This window comes from Methylobacterium sp. WL19 (assembly GCF_008040005.1).
In the GTDB taxonomy this organism is placed as follows: domain Bacteria; phylum Pseudomonadota; class Alphaproteobacteria; order Rhizobiales; family Beijerinckiaceae; genus Methylobacterium; species Methylobacterium bullatum.
Map to the genome: position 1 here is coordinate 1 of NZ_VRVC01000126.1, position 14812 is coordinate 14812.

Genomic DNA, 14812 nt, shown 5'->3' on the forward strand with positions numbered 1-14812 from the left:
CCGCCAACCGGCAGGGCGCCGGCCTGCCGCGCCGCCTCGCCGAGGCCCTCGCCGGCGAGGCGAAGTTCGATGCCTTCACCCGGGGGCGCTATGCCAACGACGCGTCGATCTACCAGATCATGCCGGCGGGCGTGGTCCTGCCCCGCAGCGCCGCCGACATCGCCGCCACCCTGAAGATCGCCGCCGAGCACGACGTGCCGGTGATCCTGCGCGGCGGCGGCACGTCCCAGAACGGCCAGCCCATCGGGCGCGGCCTCGTGGTCGATTGCTCGCGCCATTTCAACGGGATCATCGCCTACGACGCGCAAGCCGGAACCATCACCGTCGAGCCCGGCATGGTGCTGGAACGGCTGAACACGCGGGTGAAGGCCGATGGCTGGTTCTTTCCCGTGGAGCCCTCCACCGCCACCCGCTGCACCATCGGCGGCATGGCCGGCAACAATTCCTGCGGCGCGCGCTCCCTGCGCTTCGGCAAGATGAGCGACAACGTCCTCGGGATGGAGGCCTTGTTCCATGACGGCGAGCCCTTCGGCTTCGGCCTCACCGGGAACGCGGCGACGGGCGTCACCGGCTCGCGGCGGGCGGACGCCCTCGCCGCCGCCATGCGGGCTCTGGCCGAATCCGAGCGCGACGAGATCCTGCGCATGTACCCGCGCGTGCAGCGCCGGGTCGGCGGCTACAATCTCGATGCGCTGATCGAGGCGCGGCCGAACCTCGCCCATCTCCTCGTCGGCTCGGAAGGGACGCTGGCGGCCACCACCAGCGTGACGTTGAAGCTGTCGCGCCTGCCGACGCACCGGGTCATGGGCGTCTGCCACTTCCCGTCGTTCCGCTCCGCCATGGAGACGACGAAGGCCATCGTCGATCTCGATCCCGTGGCGGTGGAGCTCGTGGACAACAACGTGCTGGTGCTCGGCGCCGACATCCCGCTGTTCCGGGCGACTTTGGCCGACATCACCCGTGGCACGCCGAACTGTCTGCTCCTGGTGGAATTCGCCGGCGACGACCGGGACGCGCTCCTGGCCGATCTTCGGCGTCTCGACGCGTGCATGGCCGATAACGGCCATGTGGACGCCGTGGTGGAGGTGCCGGAGCCGATCCGCCAGAAATCGGTCTGGGAGGTGCGCGAGGCCTGCCTCAACATCATGATGTCGATGAAGGGGGATGCCAAGCCCGTCTCCTTCATCGAGGATTGCGCGGTGCCGCTGGAGCATCTCGCCGATTACACCGATGCGGTGACGGAGGTGTTCACCCGCCACGGCACGCGCGGCACCTGGTACGCCCACGCCTCCGTCGGCTGTCTGCATGTGCGCCCGATCCTCGACATGAAGCAGGGCGGGGACGTCGCCAAGATGCGCGCCATCGCGGAGGCCGCGAGCGAACAGGTCCGCCGCTTCAAGGGCTCCTATTCGGGCGAGCATGGCGACGGCATCTCGCGCTCTGAATACATCGCGCCGATGTTCGGCGAACGCCTGACCCGCGCCTTCGAACAGGTGAAGGACGCGTTCGACCCCGAGAACCGGCTCAACCCCGGCAAGATCGTCCGGCCGCTCAAGATGGACGACCGTTCGCTAATGCGATTCCAGCCGGGCTACGCGGTGAGCCAGCCGAAGAAGACCGCCCTCGACTGGTCGGAATGGGGCGGTTTCGGCGGCGCCGTCGAGATGTGCAACAACAACGGCACGTGCCGGAAGCTCGCGGGCGGGGCGATGTGCCCGTCCTACCGGGCCACGAAAGACGAGCAGCATCTGACCCGTGGCCGGGCGAACTCCCTGCGGCTCGCGATTTCGGGTCAGCTCGGCGCGGACGCCTTCACCAGCCGCGAGATGAAGCGGACCCTGGATCTCTGCGTCTCATGCAAGGCCTGCCGCCGCGAATGCCCCACAGGCATCGACATGGCCAAGATGAAGGTCGAGTTCCTGCACCATTACCACGCCCGCCACGGCCTGCCCCTGAAAGAGCGGCTGGTGGCGGCCCTGCCGCTCTATGCCGGCACCGCCGCCTGGCTGGCGCCGCTCCTCAACCTGCGCGACCGGGTGCCCGCCTTGGCGAGGCTGTTGGAGCGGGTCGCCGGGCTCTCGGCGCGGCGCACCCTGCCGCGCTGGCGCAGACCCTGGGTCGAGCAGGGCGAGCCGGCCCATCCGGGCGACGTGACCGGGGATTTCCGCGACATCGTGCTGTTCGGCGACACGTTCAACCGCGCCTTCGAGCGGGAGAACCTGGAGGCGGCCGAGCGTGTGCTGATCGCCGCCGGTTACCGCCTGCACCGGGTCTTCCCCAACCGTGGACGACGCCCCCTCTGCTGCGGCCGCACCTATCTCGCCTCCGGCCAGACCGACCGGGCCCGCGAGGAGGCGAGCCGCACGCTCACCACCCTACTGCCCTTCATCCGGGCCGGTGCCCGGATCGTCGGGCTCGAACCGTCCTGCCTGCTGACCTTCCGCGACGAGTTCGCGTCCCTGCTCCCCGGCCCGGAGGCGGGGGAGTTGAGCAAGGCGAGCCTGCTGTTCGAGGAGCTGCTCGCCGTCGATCTCGATGCCGGGCGGATCGCCCTGCCTCTGGCGGACCAGGGCGGGCGCGTCGCCCACCTGCACGGCCATTGCCACCAGAAGGCCTTCGCCGCCATGGGCGCGGTGGAAACGGTGCTGCGCGCGGTGCCGGGGCTCGACGTGAGGGTCATCGAGTCGAGCTGCTGCGGCATGGCGGGCGTCTTCGGATACGGCGCCGAGACCATCGACGTGTCGCTCGCCATGGCCGAGCTCTCGCTGTTCCCGGCCCTGCGCAAGGCCGGCCCGGACGATCTCGTCGTGGCCGACGGCACCAGCTGCCGCCACCAGATCCACGACGGTCTCGGGCTCGAAGCGCTCCATGTGGCGCGCGTGCTGGACGCGGCGATGGTGGCGTCGGCCGACCGTCACTGACGGCCGGGCAGGGCGGCCGGTCATGGTCGTGAGGGCGTGATGGATGGTATCGAGAAAGGCGGGCCGCCTTTCTCGAGTGGACTCCGCCTCGCTCAGGGGACAACATGACCGACCTGGAGCAGAACAAGGCGAATGTGATCGCCTTCTATCGGTTGATGTTCGACGAGTGCCTGCCGCGCGAAGCCATCGAGCGTTATGCGGGCGACAACTACATCCAGCACAACCCGCATGTGGCGAACGGCAAGGACGGCTTCATCGCCTATTTCGAGCGCATGGCGCATGAATGGCCGGGCAAGCGGGTGGAGGTGAAGCGGGCGATCGCCGAGGGGGATCTCGTGGTGCTGCATTGCCTGCAGCACTGGCCGGGCGACCACGATTATGCGGCCATCGATATCTTCCGGCTCGATCAGGGCGGCAGGATCGTCGAGCATTGGGACGTGCTGCAGATCCTGCCCGATTCCTCCGCCAATCCGAACGGGATGTTCTAGGGAGCGCGTGGCCCGCTTTCGGCCTTGGCCATTTCAGTCTCAGCCATTTCCAGTCTTGGCCATGTCATCCGGATGTCGTCTGGCCGATGACGTCTGGCGATCTGGGCACGTCAGAGCTCCCCACACTTTGGCATGATGCGCTGCCGGCCGCTTCCGCCGTTCCACGCTCGATCGTGCCCCGATCTGGACCCAGTTGGGCGTCGATGCGCTCGGTTTGCCCAGGATGCGTATCGAGATCCGCGTCACCGCCATCATTCCCTGAGCCATCCCGGCACGCTCTGCGGCGGGGCGTGGTGGCAGGATGTTTCGCATTGACAGCAACGCTTCGGCGTTCGACCTCTCGGTGGGCGCGGGGGATACCGCCGGGGCGTCGTTTCTCATTCTCGATAGCGGGTTCTCTACGGTCGGCCGCGTTGGTCCGCTACGAAAGAACTCGTTCCAAGTGGCTCCCTCGACTGGAGCCGGAGTCTCCGAATGATCGTCTACCTGTCAGCCCTTGCCGGTGGTGCCCTGATCGGGACCTCCGCCGCCCTGCTCCTCGTCCTCAACGGCCGCATCGCCGGGATCAGCGGCATCGCCGCCGGGGCGATGCTGCCGTTGAGCCGGGACACGCCGTGGCGCTGGGCCTTCCTCGCCGGCCTGCTCCTCGGCCCGGTCCTGTATCGACTCGCCTTCGGTGCATGGCCCGTCGTGCAACTCGACGCACCGTGGAGCCTCATCGTCCTCGGTGGCCTCCTCGTCGGCTACGGGACGCGGCTCGGCGGGGGCTGCACCAGCGGCCACGGCGTCTGCGGCCTCGCCCGGCTGTCGCCCCGCTCCATCGCGGCGGTGGCGACCTTCATGGCCGCCGCCGCCGCGACGGTGTTCCTCGTCCGACATGGTGGATGGTGATGGACACCTTGCGTTCCGCGGTGGGCTTGCTCGCCGGCCTCCTGTTCGGATTCGGCCTCGCGCTCTCGGGCATGATGGACCCGGCGCGCGTTCTCGGCTTCCTCGACGTGGCCGGCGCCTGGGACCCGAGCCTCGCCTTCGTGCTGGCCGGCGCGGTCGCCGTCTCGGCGCTGGGTTATGTCCTCGTGTCGCGGATGCGCAGGCCCGTGCTGGCCCAGCGCTTCGAGATTCCCCACAACCGTCCCATCACGGCGAGCCTGGTCGGCGGTGCCGCCCTGTTCGGCATCGGCTGGGGCCTCGTCGGCCTCTGTCCCGGCCCGGCGCTGGCGGGCCTGACTCTGGGCTTGCCGCAGGTGATCGGGTTCGTGGCGGCGATGGTGGCGGGCATGCTGCTCCACCGCTTCACCGCCGCCGCATCCCGCAAGTGATGCCGGCCGACTGCGCGGCGGCGGGCGTCGAACGCATTCGGCCCGGTCGGAGAACCGACCGGGCCGAATGATGTCACACCGCGTTCTCGGATTCCGACGCTACCGGCGCGGCAGGCTGTGGAGCCCCTTCAGGAAGGCGTCCACGTCCGCGCGGGTGTTGTAGAAGGCGAGCGAGGCGCGAACCGACTGGTCGACCCCGAACCGCCGCAGGGCGGGGAGGGCGCAGTGATGGCCCGAGCGCACGGCGATGCCGCGGGCGTCGAGGTGCTTGGCCACCGCTTCGTTGTCATGCCCATCGACGACGAAGGACATGACGCTGGCTTTCTGTCGCGCGGTCCCGATCAGACGCAGGCCCTTCACCTCGGCAAGCCCGGCTTGCGCGTATTCGAGCAGGTCGTGCTCGTAGGCCGCGATGCCGGGAAGTCCGACGCTCTCGAGGTAGTCCAGGGCCGCGCCGAGCCCCACCGCTCCCGCGATGTCCGGCGTGCCCGCCTCGAACTTCTCGGGAACGCCCTTGTAGACCGTCTTCGAGAAGGTGACGTCCTCGATCATGTGGCCGCCGCCCTGCCACGGAGGCATCGCCTCCAGCAGCGCGCGCTTGCCGTAGAGGGCGCCGATGCCCGTCGGCCCGAACACCTTGTGCCCGGAGAAGACGAGGAAGTCGGCGTCCAGCGCCTGCACGTCCAGGGGGATGTGCGGCGACGATTGCGCCGCATCCACCAGCACCGGCACCCCATAGGCATGCGACAGGGCGATGATCTCACGGACCGGGTTGATGGTGCCCAGAGCGTTGGCCACATGGGTGATCGAGACGATCTTGGTGCGGCCCGACAGGAGGGTCGCGAACTGCTCGAAGATGATCTCGCCGCGATCGTCCACGGGAATCACGCGCAGGGTCGCCCCGGTCGCCTGGGTGAGGAGCTGCCAGGGGACGATGTTGGCGTGATGCTCGATGGTCGAGACGATGATCTCGTCGCCCGGGCCGATATTGGCGCGACCGTAGGAGTTGGCGACGAGGTTGATCGCTTCCGTGGTGCCCCGGAGGAAGATGATCTCGTCCGTCGAGGCGGCGTTGATGAAGCGACGCACCTTCTCGCGCCCGCCCTCGAACAGGTCCGTGGAACGCGCCGCCAGGGTATGCGCGGCCCGGTGGATGTTCGAGTTGTGGCGGGCGTAGAACTCGCTCGTCGCGTCGATGACGCTCTGCGGCTTGTGGGTGGTGGCCGCGTTGTCGAGCCAGACCAGCGGATGCCCGTTGATGCTCTGGTGCAGCGCCGGGAAGTCCTTGCGCACCCGCTCCACGTCGAAGGGTGCCGCCACCGGGCTGGAGCCCTGCGACGAGACATGGGGCGCATGGCCGGGGCGCGGCTCGTGGCGGGTCGTCGGAGCGGGCGCGGCGTTGCCCGTCCGGCTGTGGTCGGTGAGGAAGTAGTACTCGCCCGACGAGAACGGCTCGTCGGCGATCTCCACCTTCCGGCCTGCATTCGGAGAAGCCCGGCCGGCGCGGGAGACCGTCTCCTGCGAGGCGTCCTGACGCGAGGCGTTCTGGCCCCGATGACCGGGCGCTTCCGGCACCAGGGACGGCGCGAACCCATGCGCGAAGGCATTGGCGCGCGGGTGGTCCTTGGCGATCGTGGCGTGGAGATCGTGGCCGCCGGGGAGGAAGGCGGCGACATCGGCGACGCTCGGCACGAAGAACTCGGGCAGGCCCCCACGGGGAGCCTGCGCCTCGGGATGGACCGAGGGAAATGCCGATGCTTGAGCGAAGCCCGGACCGGTGAGGCCGGGAAGGCCGACCGGAGGTGATCCGAACGAGCGGGCGGCCAGCGCCGAGGCGTCGGGCTGGAGGCCCGACGGCGCGGCGCCCGAGGGGATCGACGGCGTGCCGAGATCCGCTTTGGGGGCGAGGGGGTGGCCGAAGCCCTGGGGAATGTTCTCCAGGGCCTGCGGTGCTTGCGGCGTCTGCGGCAGGTTGGGGGTCAGGGGCGCGGACGCCGCCTGACCCTGACCGTAGATCTCGCGGGCGAGGCGCCCGACGAGATCCGCATGCGCCGTGTCGCCGAACACCCCGGTGGGGAGGCCGACAGACGGCGCGTTAAGCGTAGTCATGGTAGTTGCCCAGCAGCACGTTATCGAGGCGTGCGATGGCGTCTTCCACCAGCACCGCGGCCGAGAAGTAGCGGGTCACGAGGTGCGAGGCGATGGAATGGTCGTTGGTGCCCATGTAGCGCACCGACAGGCCGGTCTCGATCTCGCCGGTGACGCCGGACTTCTGCAGACCGACCACGCCCTGTTCGCCTTCGCCGACGCGGAGCAGCAGGATCGAGGTGGTTTGGGCGCCGGTCACCGGGTCGATGTCGATGGGGAGCTTGTCGCTGGGCACGATCGGCACGCCGCGCCAGGTGATGAAGGGCGAGCCGAACAGGTGGATCACCACCGGCGGCACGCCGCGACGGGTGGCTTCACGGCCGAAGGCCGCGATGGCGCGAGGGTGGGCCACGAAGAAGGCGGGCTTCTTCCAGACCAGGGTCAGGAGCTCGTCGAGGTCGTCCGGGGTGGGCGGTCCACCACGGGTGGGGATGCGCTGGCGCTGGCTGACTTCGTGGAGCAGGCCGAACTCGGAATTGTTGAACAGCTCCCACTCTTCCCGCTCCTTCACGGCATCGACCGTGAGGCGGATCTGCTCGCGCAGCTGGTCGATTTCGTTGGAGTAGAGATCGGTGACGCGGGTGTGGGTGTGCAGGATCGTCTGGATCGTGGAGAGGTGGTACTCGCGCGGGTCGACCTCGTAATCGACATAGGTCGTGGGCAGGCGCGGCTCGCCGGTATGGACCGCCAGAAGCTCGATGCCCTGCTCGCCCTCGCTGTTGGTATGGCCCTTGAGGCGGTCACGCTCTTCCACGAACTGGGAGATGCGCGAGCGGATGCCCTCGTCCTCGATGGCGGAGCGGTCCAGGGTGAGCAGCGTCACCGCCGAGAGCGCCTTCACGGCGGGAGCGGGCGCGTTCTCGCTCACGAGATCGTTGTCGCCGAAATAGTCGCCGCCGGTGGCGAGACCCTGGCGCAGGCGGTTCTTGAACGGGCCCGACAGGGTCAGTTCGACGGTGCCCTCGGCCACGACGGTGAGGCTGCGGCCGGTGGAGCCCTCCTCGGCGATGATCTCGCCCGCCTTGTGCTGGGAGACGGTGAACTTGGAGGCCAGTGCCGACAGCTCGTTGTCGCCGAGGCGGCTGAACAGCGGGACGCTGCGCAGGGAGGCCGGGCGCACGGTGTGGGTGCCGCCGTCGTTGGCGAGGACAATCCTGCCGGGCTTGGCCAGCACCACGGCGCGGCGGTTGACCCGGTAGACGCCGCCGGCGACGTCGACGAAGGGCAGCAGGCGATGGAACCAGCGGGGGGTGTTGGCCGCGTTCTGGACCGACGTGACGGTCGCCGTTGCAAGATTGCGTGCCGCCGAGGCGCTCACGCTCAGACCGGGTCCACTCATGGGGGTTCGTCTCCGTATTGCGGCAGGAGGCGTCGGCCGGCCGTGACGCGGCGCATGCCGCATCGTAGCCGTGCCTGTCACGCGTCCGCTCTCGCTCGATGATGATCTTGGACTGATCTTGGTCGGCCCCCGCCGCCTCAGACAAAGCGTCACTGCGGGGACGCTTTGTTTCTAACGCTCGATCTTGAAGAGGGTCAATGAAATTCTGTTCTATAAATTCGTAGAACTAGAGAATGGATATTCTATTTTTCGTTATATAAGATAATTCAATTCTATAGTTCGACGGTATAGGAGATTATTTATCTCGCCTGTACGGATGGATGGGAGAAGAAGAGTTGAAAAATCGTCCCTAGATCCCGTCACCGAAAAACTGGTCCATGCTGAGGGCGGGGTCCTCGGTGGGGCTGATGCGCGACACGACGCGGGCCGGCACGCCCGCGACGGTGGTGTGGGCGGGCACGTCGTGCAGCACCACGGCGGCGGCGGCGACCTTCGCGCCCTCGCCGACCCGGATATTGCCCAGCACCTTGGCGCCGACGCTGAGAAGGACCCCGCGTTCGATCTTCGGATGGCGGTCGCCGCTTTCCTTGCCGTTGCCCCCGAGGGTCACCGATTGCAGGATCGAGACATCGTCGGCGATCACCGTGGTCTCGCCGATGACGACGCCGGTGGCGTGATCGATGAACACGCCCGATCCGATTCGCGCGGCGGGATGGATGTCGGCCCCGAACACCTCCGAGATCCGGCTCTGGATATGCAGCGCCAGGGTGGCGCGGCCCTGGTGCCAAAGCCAATGGGCCACCCGGTAGCCCTCCAGAGAGGCCAGCCCTTTGTAGAATAGGAAGGGATCGAGATAGCGGCGGCAGGTGGGGTCGCGCTCGCGGATGGCGACGATGTCGCGGACCGCGTGACCGCCCGCATGCGGGTCCGCCTGGAAGGCGGCGAGGCAGAGGTCGCGGGTGGACAGGCGGGAGAGATCGCCGTCGCCGAGGCGATGGGCGAGCCGGTAGGCGAGGGCATGGATCAGGCTCGGCTGATCCAGGACCGTCGCCTGGATGATGCCGGCATAAAGCGGCTCTTCGATCAACGCGGCTTCGGCCTCGGCGCGCATGGCACGCCAGAGGTCGGCTTCGACGGTGGTCTGGCTCACGGTGCGCAGGGGCGGACGGAGGATGTTGGTGGGAACGCTGCGCGTCGCCAGGCTGCCCGCTGTCATGATCGGTCTTCCACTCCTCGCGCCCGGCTCGCGAGAGCCTGCCTTTACCCCCGCAGACCGCGCGCTCAGCCGATGCGTTGGAACAGCGTCGCGATGTAGCCGACGAGCAGGCCGTGGCCCTCGAACTGGACGTTCACCGCCTCTGCCCCGTCGGGGCCGGATACGATGTCGACGATACGCCCCGTGGCGTGACGCCAGATGCCCAGCGCCTCGGCGACATCGAGTCTCGCGAACACGACCTGATCTCCGAGAACCATCGTTCCCTCCTCCGGGTATCGTTTTTCAGTGTTGGGGGATCGTCCGTGCGCCTGACGGCCAATGCCGGTCAGGACCTCACATGCCTCGAAACGCTCGTCTCATGGGTCGAACCTATGAGCTTTCGCCGAGTATCGGCATTCGTGCGAGGCGAGGCGTACACTCGGCATGCGCCGGGTGGATCGTCACGTCTGAGGGTAACAGTCCAAGGCGTAACGACACGGATTTCCAATCCAAGCATTGCCTGCGGACAAACCTGTCTCGGGAGGCATGGTGCAGGCAGGCGGTTCTTTTTTTTTGTCTCCCTGCATTGTGCATATCTTGGCTCGTTCGGGTCAACGAGAGTGATTTTCAAAGACCAGGCGCTTCCCGAAAGATCCTTCCCTCGAGTCCGGTGCGGGGAGCAGGCTTGTCCTTCCGCTTCGATTCCCGGCCATCGGCCTCCGGGGCCGGCATCGCCGGTGTCTGACCCCGGTCAGATTCCGCTGAACCAGTTGTAGCCCTGGTCCTCCCAGTAGCCGCCGGGATAGTCGTTGGTCACGAAGACCGAGACGATGTGCTTGGGGCTCTTGAAGCCGAGCTTCGTCGGCACGCGCACCCGGAGGGGGTAGCCGTATTCGAGAGGCAGGGCGCTGCCGCCGAAATCCAGGGCCAGCACCGTCTGCGGATGGAGGGCGCTCGGCATGTCGAGGCTGCCGTAATAGCGGTCGGCGCATTTGAAGCCGACATACTTCGCGGTGAGGTCGGCCCCGACCCGCTCCAGGAAGGCCTTCAGCGGCACGCCGCTCCACTGGCCGATCTGGCTCCAGCCCTCGATGCAGATGTGACGGGTGATCTGGCTCTCCTGCGGCAGGGCGCGCAGCTTTTGCAAGGTCCAGGGCGTCTTGTCGGCGACGAGGCCCGACACGTCGAGCTTCCAGGTCGCCTCGTCGATCTCGGGGATGTTGTCCGGCGGGTAGTAGGCGTTGAAGCGGAACGGCGTGTCGATCATGCTCGCCGGATAGGTCGGTGCCAACTTGTTCGGGTCGAACAGCCAGGCCTGGACCCGGTCGTTGGCACGCGACATCGCCCACAGCGTGCGGTCGATCAGCGTGCCGTTGGTGCCGGTGGAGAGGTCGCAGCCCGAAAGCAGCGACAGGGCGCCGAGAGACAGGCCCGAGCGCAGGAACAGGCGGCGCTCCAGCTTCACCAGTTCCGGTTGGATCTCCCGGCGAAGCGCGCGCAGGCGTTTCGCCTCGGTCTCGTCACGGCTCATGAGCGCGTCTCCACGGGGTCGAGGGGAATGCGGGCGCGGCCTGTGACCATCGCGACGAGGGTGCGCGGCACCAGGATGACGAGCGCGAGATGGAGCAGGATGAAGCCGACGAGGCCGGACATGGCGAGGAAATGCACGCGCCGCGCCCATTCATAGCCGCCGAACAAAGCGGCGAGTCCCTGCAACTGGACCGGTTTCCACAAAGCGAGGCCGGAGGCGACGAGGAGGATTCCGAGAAGGAACGCCACCAGATAGGCGACCCTCTGCACCGCGTTGTACTCGCCGATCCGGTGGGCGAGGCGCAGCCTGACGGCGTCGGCGGCGTCGCGCCAGAACGCCCTCGGGCTCAGCGGCAGGAACGATCTGGCGAAATGCCGTGCGAACAGGCCGTAGAGGACGTAGGCGAGGCCGTTCAGGGCGAACAACCACATGGCGGCGAAGTGCCAGGCGAGCGCCCCTCCCAGCCATCCGCCGAGGGTCGCCCATTTCGGGAAGACGAAGGGGAAAAACGGCGAGGCGTTGTAGATCGCCCAGCCGCTGAACAGCATGCAGAACACCGCGACCGCATTGATCCAGTGGGTCACGCGCACGATGAGCGGGTGGATCACCGTGATGCGAAACTGCGTGTTCGAGGAGACGGTCATCCAGAACATCCTATGAGCGGTGGCGTCTCGGTCCCCGCTCCCATCCGCGACCTCATCCTGAGGCGCCGGAGCGAAGCGAAGGCCTCGAAGGAGATCTCCAGATATCGCTGTGCGTTCCGGAGGGCTTCTTCGAGGCCGCTTCGCGGCACCTCAGGGGAGGTGTGTGGGTGGGGGAAGCGGTCGACGAGGCTTGTGAATGGCTTCGTCGACGTTGCCTCATTCACATCGACGGGACGGTGCCGTTGCGGCCGACGATGAGGATCACGGCGGTGGGCTTGCCGTCCGTGCCCTTCTTTGTGAAGGCCACGACCTTCGCTCCGTCGACGACGATGGACTTGTCACCCGGATCGACCAGGGTCACCGGCACGTCGTCCGGAACATTCACCTTCTTCTCACCGCCCTGGTACTTAACCAGAAGGGTTCGCCCCTCGGTGCCGGAGATGGTGCCGATGGCGCCGTTGGTCATGGTGGAGTTGGAGCCTAGATCCCACGGGTAATGACCGTCCGCCGTGCCACGCAGGGAGGAGGCGAAGACGGTGACCTGGAGCGCCTTCTGCGAACCGTCCGGCTGCGGGATCGCCGCGGTGCCGATGTAGCTGTCGGGCTTGATGTCGGTGATCTTGCCGGTGGAGGCCGCCAGCACCTTCACGTCGGGTGCCATGCTGACCGTCAGTGCCTCGCCCACGCGCGGCTTGATCGTCACGGCCGTGCCGTCGACCTTCTCGATGGTGCCGCGATAGCGCGTGATGTCGTCGGCCTGGGCGGCGGTGGCCGTCACGGCGAGGGTCAGGGTGAGCGTCGTCAGGAAGGATTTCAGCATGGCGGTTCCTCGATGGTTCGGCGTCGTTGTGGTCGGGGCGGAGTGATAGAATCCGGCCCCGGTGCCGGGGCTGCGCCGCCGCCCCGGAAGGGTGTGTTCGCGGGGCTGCCGCCTACATGGGCGGGACGGTGCCGTTCTCGCCGACGATCATCCTGTCGGCGACCATCGTGCCGGCGGCATCCGCCTTGGTGATCGCCACCACGCGGGCGCCGACCTTGATGACGGATGTGTCGGAGGGGTTGAGGGAGACGATCGGCACGTCCTCGGGGACCGTGATGGTCTTCTCGCCGCCCTTGTAGGTCACGGTGATCGTGCGGCCGGTCGTGCCCGCGAGGGCGCCCACGGCGCCGTTCGTCATCGTGTTCTCCTTCTCGAGGTCCCACGGATAATGGCCGTCGCCCGTGCCGCGCATGCTCGGGGCGAAGACGGCGACTTCGAGGGCCTTGAGGGTGCCGTCGGCCTGCGGCGTCGCGGCGGTGCCGACGTAGCTGTCGGGCTTGATGTCGCCGATCTCGGCCTTGCTGGCGGCGGCCACCCTCATCGCATCGGCGAACTTCACCGAGACGGCCTGACCGATGCGGGGCTTGATCGTGACGTGATCGGCCGCGACGGATTCGATCGTTCCGCGCACGCGGACCAGTGGAGAATCGGCCAGGACGGGCAGGCCGGAGGACAGGCCGACGCACAGGGTGGCGGCCGCGATGATCCGTCGTGTCATGGAATGCCTTGCGCTGGAGCGATCCCGGCTGTCGGGACCCTCGCCGGACGCTTCCGCCTGCACGGCGGGAAGCGCTCGGACAACGCGCGATGTGGCATCGGGTTCGTATGCGCACAAATCAATTGCGCGCTATCGTGGGCCTGTCAGTGGGCCATCAGCATCGGCATGGTGGCATGGGCCAGCACGTGACTGGTGGCGCCTCCGAAGATCATCTGGCGCAGGCGGCTCTGGGTATAGGCGCCCTTGATCAGGAGATCGCAGCCGAATTCCTGCGCCTCGTTGAGGAAGACCTCGCCGGGTGTGCGCCGGCCTTCGGTGAAGGCCTTGTGGTCCGCGAAGATGCCTTCGCAGGCGAGCGCTCTGGCCAGATCCTCCGCGCTCGGCCCAGGTACCATGCCGCCCTCCGCGCTGACGACGCGGATACGCGAGGCCTTGCGCAGGAAGGGCATGGCGAAGGCCACGGCCCGCGCGGTCTCGCTCGACCCGTTCCAGGCGATCAGGATGGCCTCGCCGAGGCTCGTCGGAGGGGTGGGGGGCGCTAGCAGGATCGGCCGGCCGCTCTCGAACAGGGCCGTCTCGAACGTGGTCATGCGCGGGGCGCCGTCGCCGGACCCGGGCCGGCCCACCACGGTGGCGGTGAACAGGCGGGCGTAATGTCCGAGGAAGGCGTCGCCCGCCGGCACGTCCGGGCGCCAGCGGTAGCGGGTTCCGGCGGCGGCCACGAATTCGGGGGTGCACGGCCCTTCCGTGGCGACGGGAATGCCGGCGCCGGCGAGGAAATCGACGAAGCGCTTGCCGGCATCCTCGGCCTCGGCCTTGTCGGCCTCCTCGTCGCGCAGCCACGTCATGCCGCCGACCATGTCCACCGGAACGTATTCGGCGAGGGCCGGACGCAGGGAGACGCCTTCGATCAGGCTGCCGAAGCGGCGTCCCACCAGGAGCGTGGTCGCGAAGACGGAGGGCAGCGCGTCATGGAGCGCCACCGGAACGAGCAGGGTCTTCATCGCCGGGAGCCTCCATCCACATCATCGCCGCCGACGGGCAGGCTAGTGCGGTTTCGCGTTCCCGAAAACTCCGGCTCGTCGTCAACCCACGCTTTTCTGCGGCCTTCGCGGGTCACGCCGTGAATCCGTGCCTACGAGGAGCCGGCGAGGCTAAAACGACAGGTGAAGCTTGGCTATAGAGCCGTGCCGATCATCGCCGTGATCCGGCCGATATCAGTAGAATGGCCCGCATGACGATGACATTCTTCGGGAACCCAATTGAGGGGCTGTCGTTGTCCGGCAAACGTGGCGTTGTCGGATACGCCGATCCGCAGAGATGTGGTCCGGTACGCCGCCTTTGCGTTTTCAAGATCATATCCAGAGGTCAGAATCATGAATAATTACGTTGCGCTGTCCGCCATTGCCGTCGTCATGGCGACCCCCGCCGCCGCCCAGACCATGTCCGGCGATTTCCGGCTCCAGGCGATGCAGGCCAATGCGTTTGAGGTCCAGTCGAGCCAGATCGCGCTGTCGAAGAGCCGCAATCCGCAGGTCATCCGCTTCGCCCGTGACGCCGTGCGTGACCACCGGGCCGCGAACGTGGCCCTGGCCGGCGGCGAGCGGACCTATGCCGGCAACGGTGGTCCCGGCGGCCTGATCGGCGCGCCCTTGGCGATTGCCGGCGGCACCCGTGGCCGGTACGCTC

The 14812-nt window shown here is 67.7% G+C and carries 14 protein-coding genes; 5 read left to right on the forward strand and 9 right to left on the reverse strand.

The annotated features are described in order from the left end of the window. Window positions 1–23: 23 nt before the first annotated feature. The 4 genes from FV220_RS20190 to FV220_RS20205 all read left to right on the forward strand — a co-directional run bounded on the left by FV220_RS20190 (window position 24) and on the right by FV220_RS20205 (window position 4728). Window positions 24–2921 carry an FAD-binding and (Fe-S)-binding domain-containing protein gene (locus FV220_RS20190; protein WP_147833021.1) on the forward strand — a complete coding sequence of 966 codons (2898 nt, stop codon included), beginning with the start codon at window positions 24–26 and terminating at the stop codon, window positions 2919–2921. A gap of 104 nt (window positions 2922–3025) precedes the next feature. Continuing rightward, window positions 3026–3409 carry a nuclear transport factor 2 family protein gene (locus FV220_RS20195; protein ID WP_147833016.1) on the forward strand — a complete coding sequence of 128 codons (384 nt, stop codon included), beginning with the start codon at window positions 3026–3028 and terminating at the stop codon, window positions 3407–3409. A 474-nt stretch (window positions 3410–3883) separates the two neighbouring features. After that, window positions 3884–4300: a YeeE/YedE thiosulfate transporter family protein gene (locus FV220_RS20200; protein ID WP_018045410.1), complete on the forward strand. Its 417-nt coding sequence runs from the start codon at window positions 3884–3886 to the stop codon at window positions 4298–4300. After that, window positions 4300–4728 (forward strand): DUF6691 family protein, encoded by a 429-nt coding sequence (locus FV220_RS20205; protein WP_187273475.1) that lies wholly within the window; start codon window positions 4300–4302, stop codon window positions 4726–4728. Before FV220_RS20200 ends, FV220_RS20205 begins: the two co-directional genes overlap by 1 nt. A 99-nt stretch (window positions 4729–4827) precedes the next feature. On the opposite strand, the gene FV220_RS20210 is transcribed toward FV220_RS20205, so the two are convergent. From FV220_RS20210 to FV220_RS20250, 9 genes are all read right to left on the reverse strand, one after another. Continuing rightward, window positions 4828–6837 (reverse strand): family 2A encapsulin nanocompartment cargo protein cysteine desulfurase, encoded by a 2010-nt coding sequence (locus FV220_RS20210; RefSeq protein ID WP_147833017.1) that lies wholly within the window; start codon window positions 6835–6837, stop codon window positions 4828–4830. Beyond that, complete coding sequence (locus FV220_RS20215) at window positions 6824–8215, reverse strand: family 2B encapsulin nanocompartment shell protein (protein ID WP_056139800.1); 1392 nt, start codon at window positions 8213–8215, stop codon at window positions 6824–6826. The genes FV220_RS20210 and FV220_RS20215 overlap by 14 nt, the downstream gene beginning before the upstream one ends. Before the next feature lie 349 nt (window positions 8216–8564). Continuing rightward, entirely contained in the window at window positions 8565–9431 is an 867-nt protein-coding gene (cysE, locus tag FV220_RS20220; protein ID WP_018045406.1) for a serine O-acetyltransferase, read from the reverse strand. Between the two features lie 65 nt (window positions 9432–9496). Then, window positions 9497–9688 carry a hypothetical protein gene (locus FV220_RS20225; protein WP_018045405.1) on the reverse strand — a complete coding sequence of 64 codons (192 nt, stop codon included), beginning with the start codon at window positions 9686–9688 and terminating at the stop codon, window positions 9497–9499. Between the two features lie 473 nt (window positions 9689–10161). Continuing rightward, window positions 10162–10941, reverse strand: coding sequence for a molybdopterin-dependent oxidoreductase (locus FV220_RS20230; RefSeq protein WP_147833018.1), 780 nt, complete (start codon window positions 10939–10941; stop codon window positions 10162–10164). Continuing rightward, entirely contained in the window at window positions 10938–11594 is a 657-nt protein-coding gene (locus FV220_RS20235) for a cytochrome b/b6 domain-containing protein (protein WP_147833019.1), read from the reverse strand. The genes FV220_RS20230 and FV220_RS20235 overlap by 4 nt, the downstream gene beginning before the upstream one ends. Window positions 11595–11805: 211 nt before the next feature. Then, window positions 11806–12405 (reverse strand): hypothetical protein, encoded by a 600-nt coding sequence (locus FV220_RS20240; RefSeq protein WP_147833020.1) that lies wholly within the window; start codon window positions 12403–12405, stop codon window positions 11806–11808. 112 nt (window positions 12406–12517) lie between these two features. Beyond that, a complete protein-coding gene (locus tag FV220_RS20245; protein ID WP_056139809.1) occupies window positions 12518–13123 on the reverse strand; it encodes a hypothetical protein in 606 nt (201 codons plus the stop codon). A gap of 143 nt (window positions 13124–13266) precedes the next feature. Next, window positions 13267–14127 carry a universal stress protein gene (locus tag FV220_RS20250; protein ID WP_056139812.1) on the reverse strand — a complete coding sequence of 287 codons (861 nt, stop codon included), beginning with the start codon at window positions 14125–14127 and terminating at the stop codon, window positions 13267–13269. Between the two features lie 369 nt (window positions 14128–14496). On the opposite strand from FV220_RS20250, the gene FV220_RS20255 reads away from it, so the two are divergent. Further along, on the forward strand, window positions 14497–14812 hold a 316-nt coding region (locus FV220_RS20255; RefSeq protein WP_147833022.1), incomplete at its 3' end, for a DUF4142 domain-containing protein.

Excerpts from the sequence above, each read along its gene's own strand:
- FV220_RS20215 (WP_056139800.1), bottom strand. The coding sequence starts at position 8,215 with ATGAGTGGACCCGGTCTGAGCGTGAGCGCCTCGGCGGCACGCAATCTT.
- FV220_RS20250 (WP_056139812.1), bottom strand. The coding sequence starts at position 14,127 with ATGAAGACCCTGCTCGTTCCGGTGGCGCTCCATGACGCGCTGCCCTCC.
- FV220_RS20210 (WP_147833017.1), bottom strand. The coding sequence starts at position 6,837 with ATGACTACGCTTAACGCGCCGTCTGTCGGCCTCCCCACCGGGGTGTTC.
- FV220_RS20200 (WP_018045410.1), top strand. The coding sequence starts at position 3,884 with ATGATCGTCTACCTGTCAGCCCTTGCCGGTGGTGCCCTGATCGGGACC.
- FV220_RS20195 (WP_147833016.1), top strand. The coding sequence starts at position 3,026 with ATGACCGACCTGGAGCAGAACAAGGCGAATGTGATCGCCTTCTATCGG.
- FV220_RS20235 (WP_147833019.1), bottom strand. The coding sequence starts at position 11,594 with ATGTTCTGGATGACCGTCTCCTCGAACACGCAGTTTCGCATCACGGTG.
- FV220_RS20225 (WP_018045405.1), bottom strand. The coding sequence starts at position 9,688 with ATGGTTCTCGGAGATCAGGTCGTGTTCGCGAGACTCGATGTCGCCGAG.
- FV220_RS20240 (WP_147833020.1), bottom strand. The coding sequence starts at position 12,405 with ATGCTGAAATCCTTCCTGACGACGCTCACCCTGACCCTCGCCGTGACG.
- FV220_RS20205 (WP_187273475.1), top strand. The coding sequence starts at position 4,300 with ATGGACACCTTGCGTTCCGCGGTGGGCTTGCTCGCCGGCCTCCTGTTC.
- FV220_RS20230 (WP_147833018.1), bottom strand. The coding sequence starts at position 10,941 with ATGAGCCGTGACGAGACCGAGGCGAAACGCCTGCGCGCGCTTCGCCGG.
- FV220_RS20245 (WP_056139809.1), bottom strand. The coding sequence starts at position 13,123 with ATGACACGACGGATCATCGCGGCCGCCACCCTGTGCGTCGGCCTGTCC.
- cysE (WP_018045406.1), bottom strand. The coding sequence starts at position 9,431 with ATGACAGCGGGCAGCCTGGCGACGCGCAGCGTTCCCACCAACATCCTC.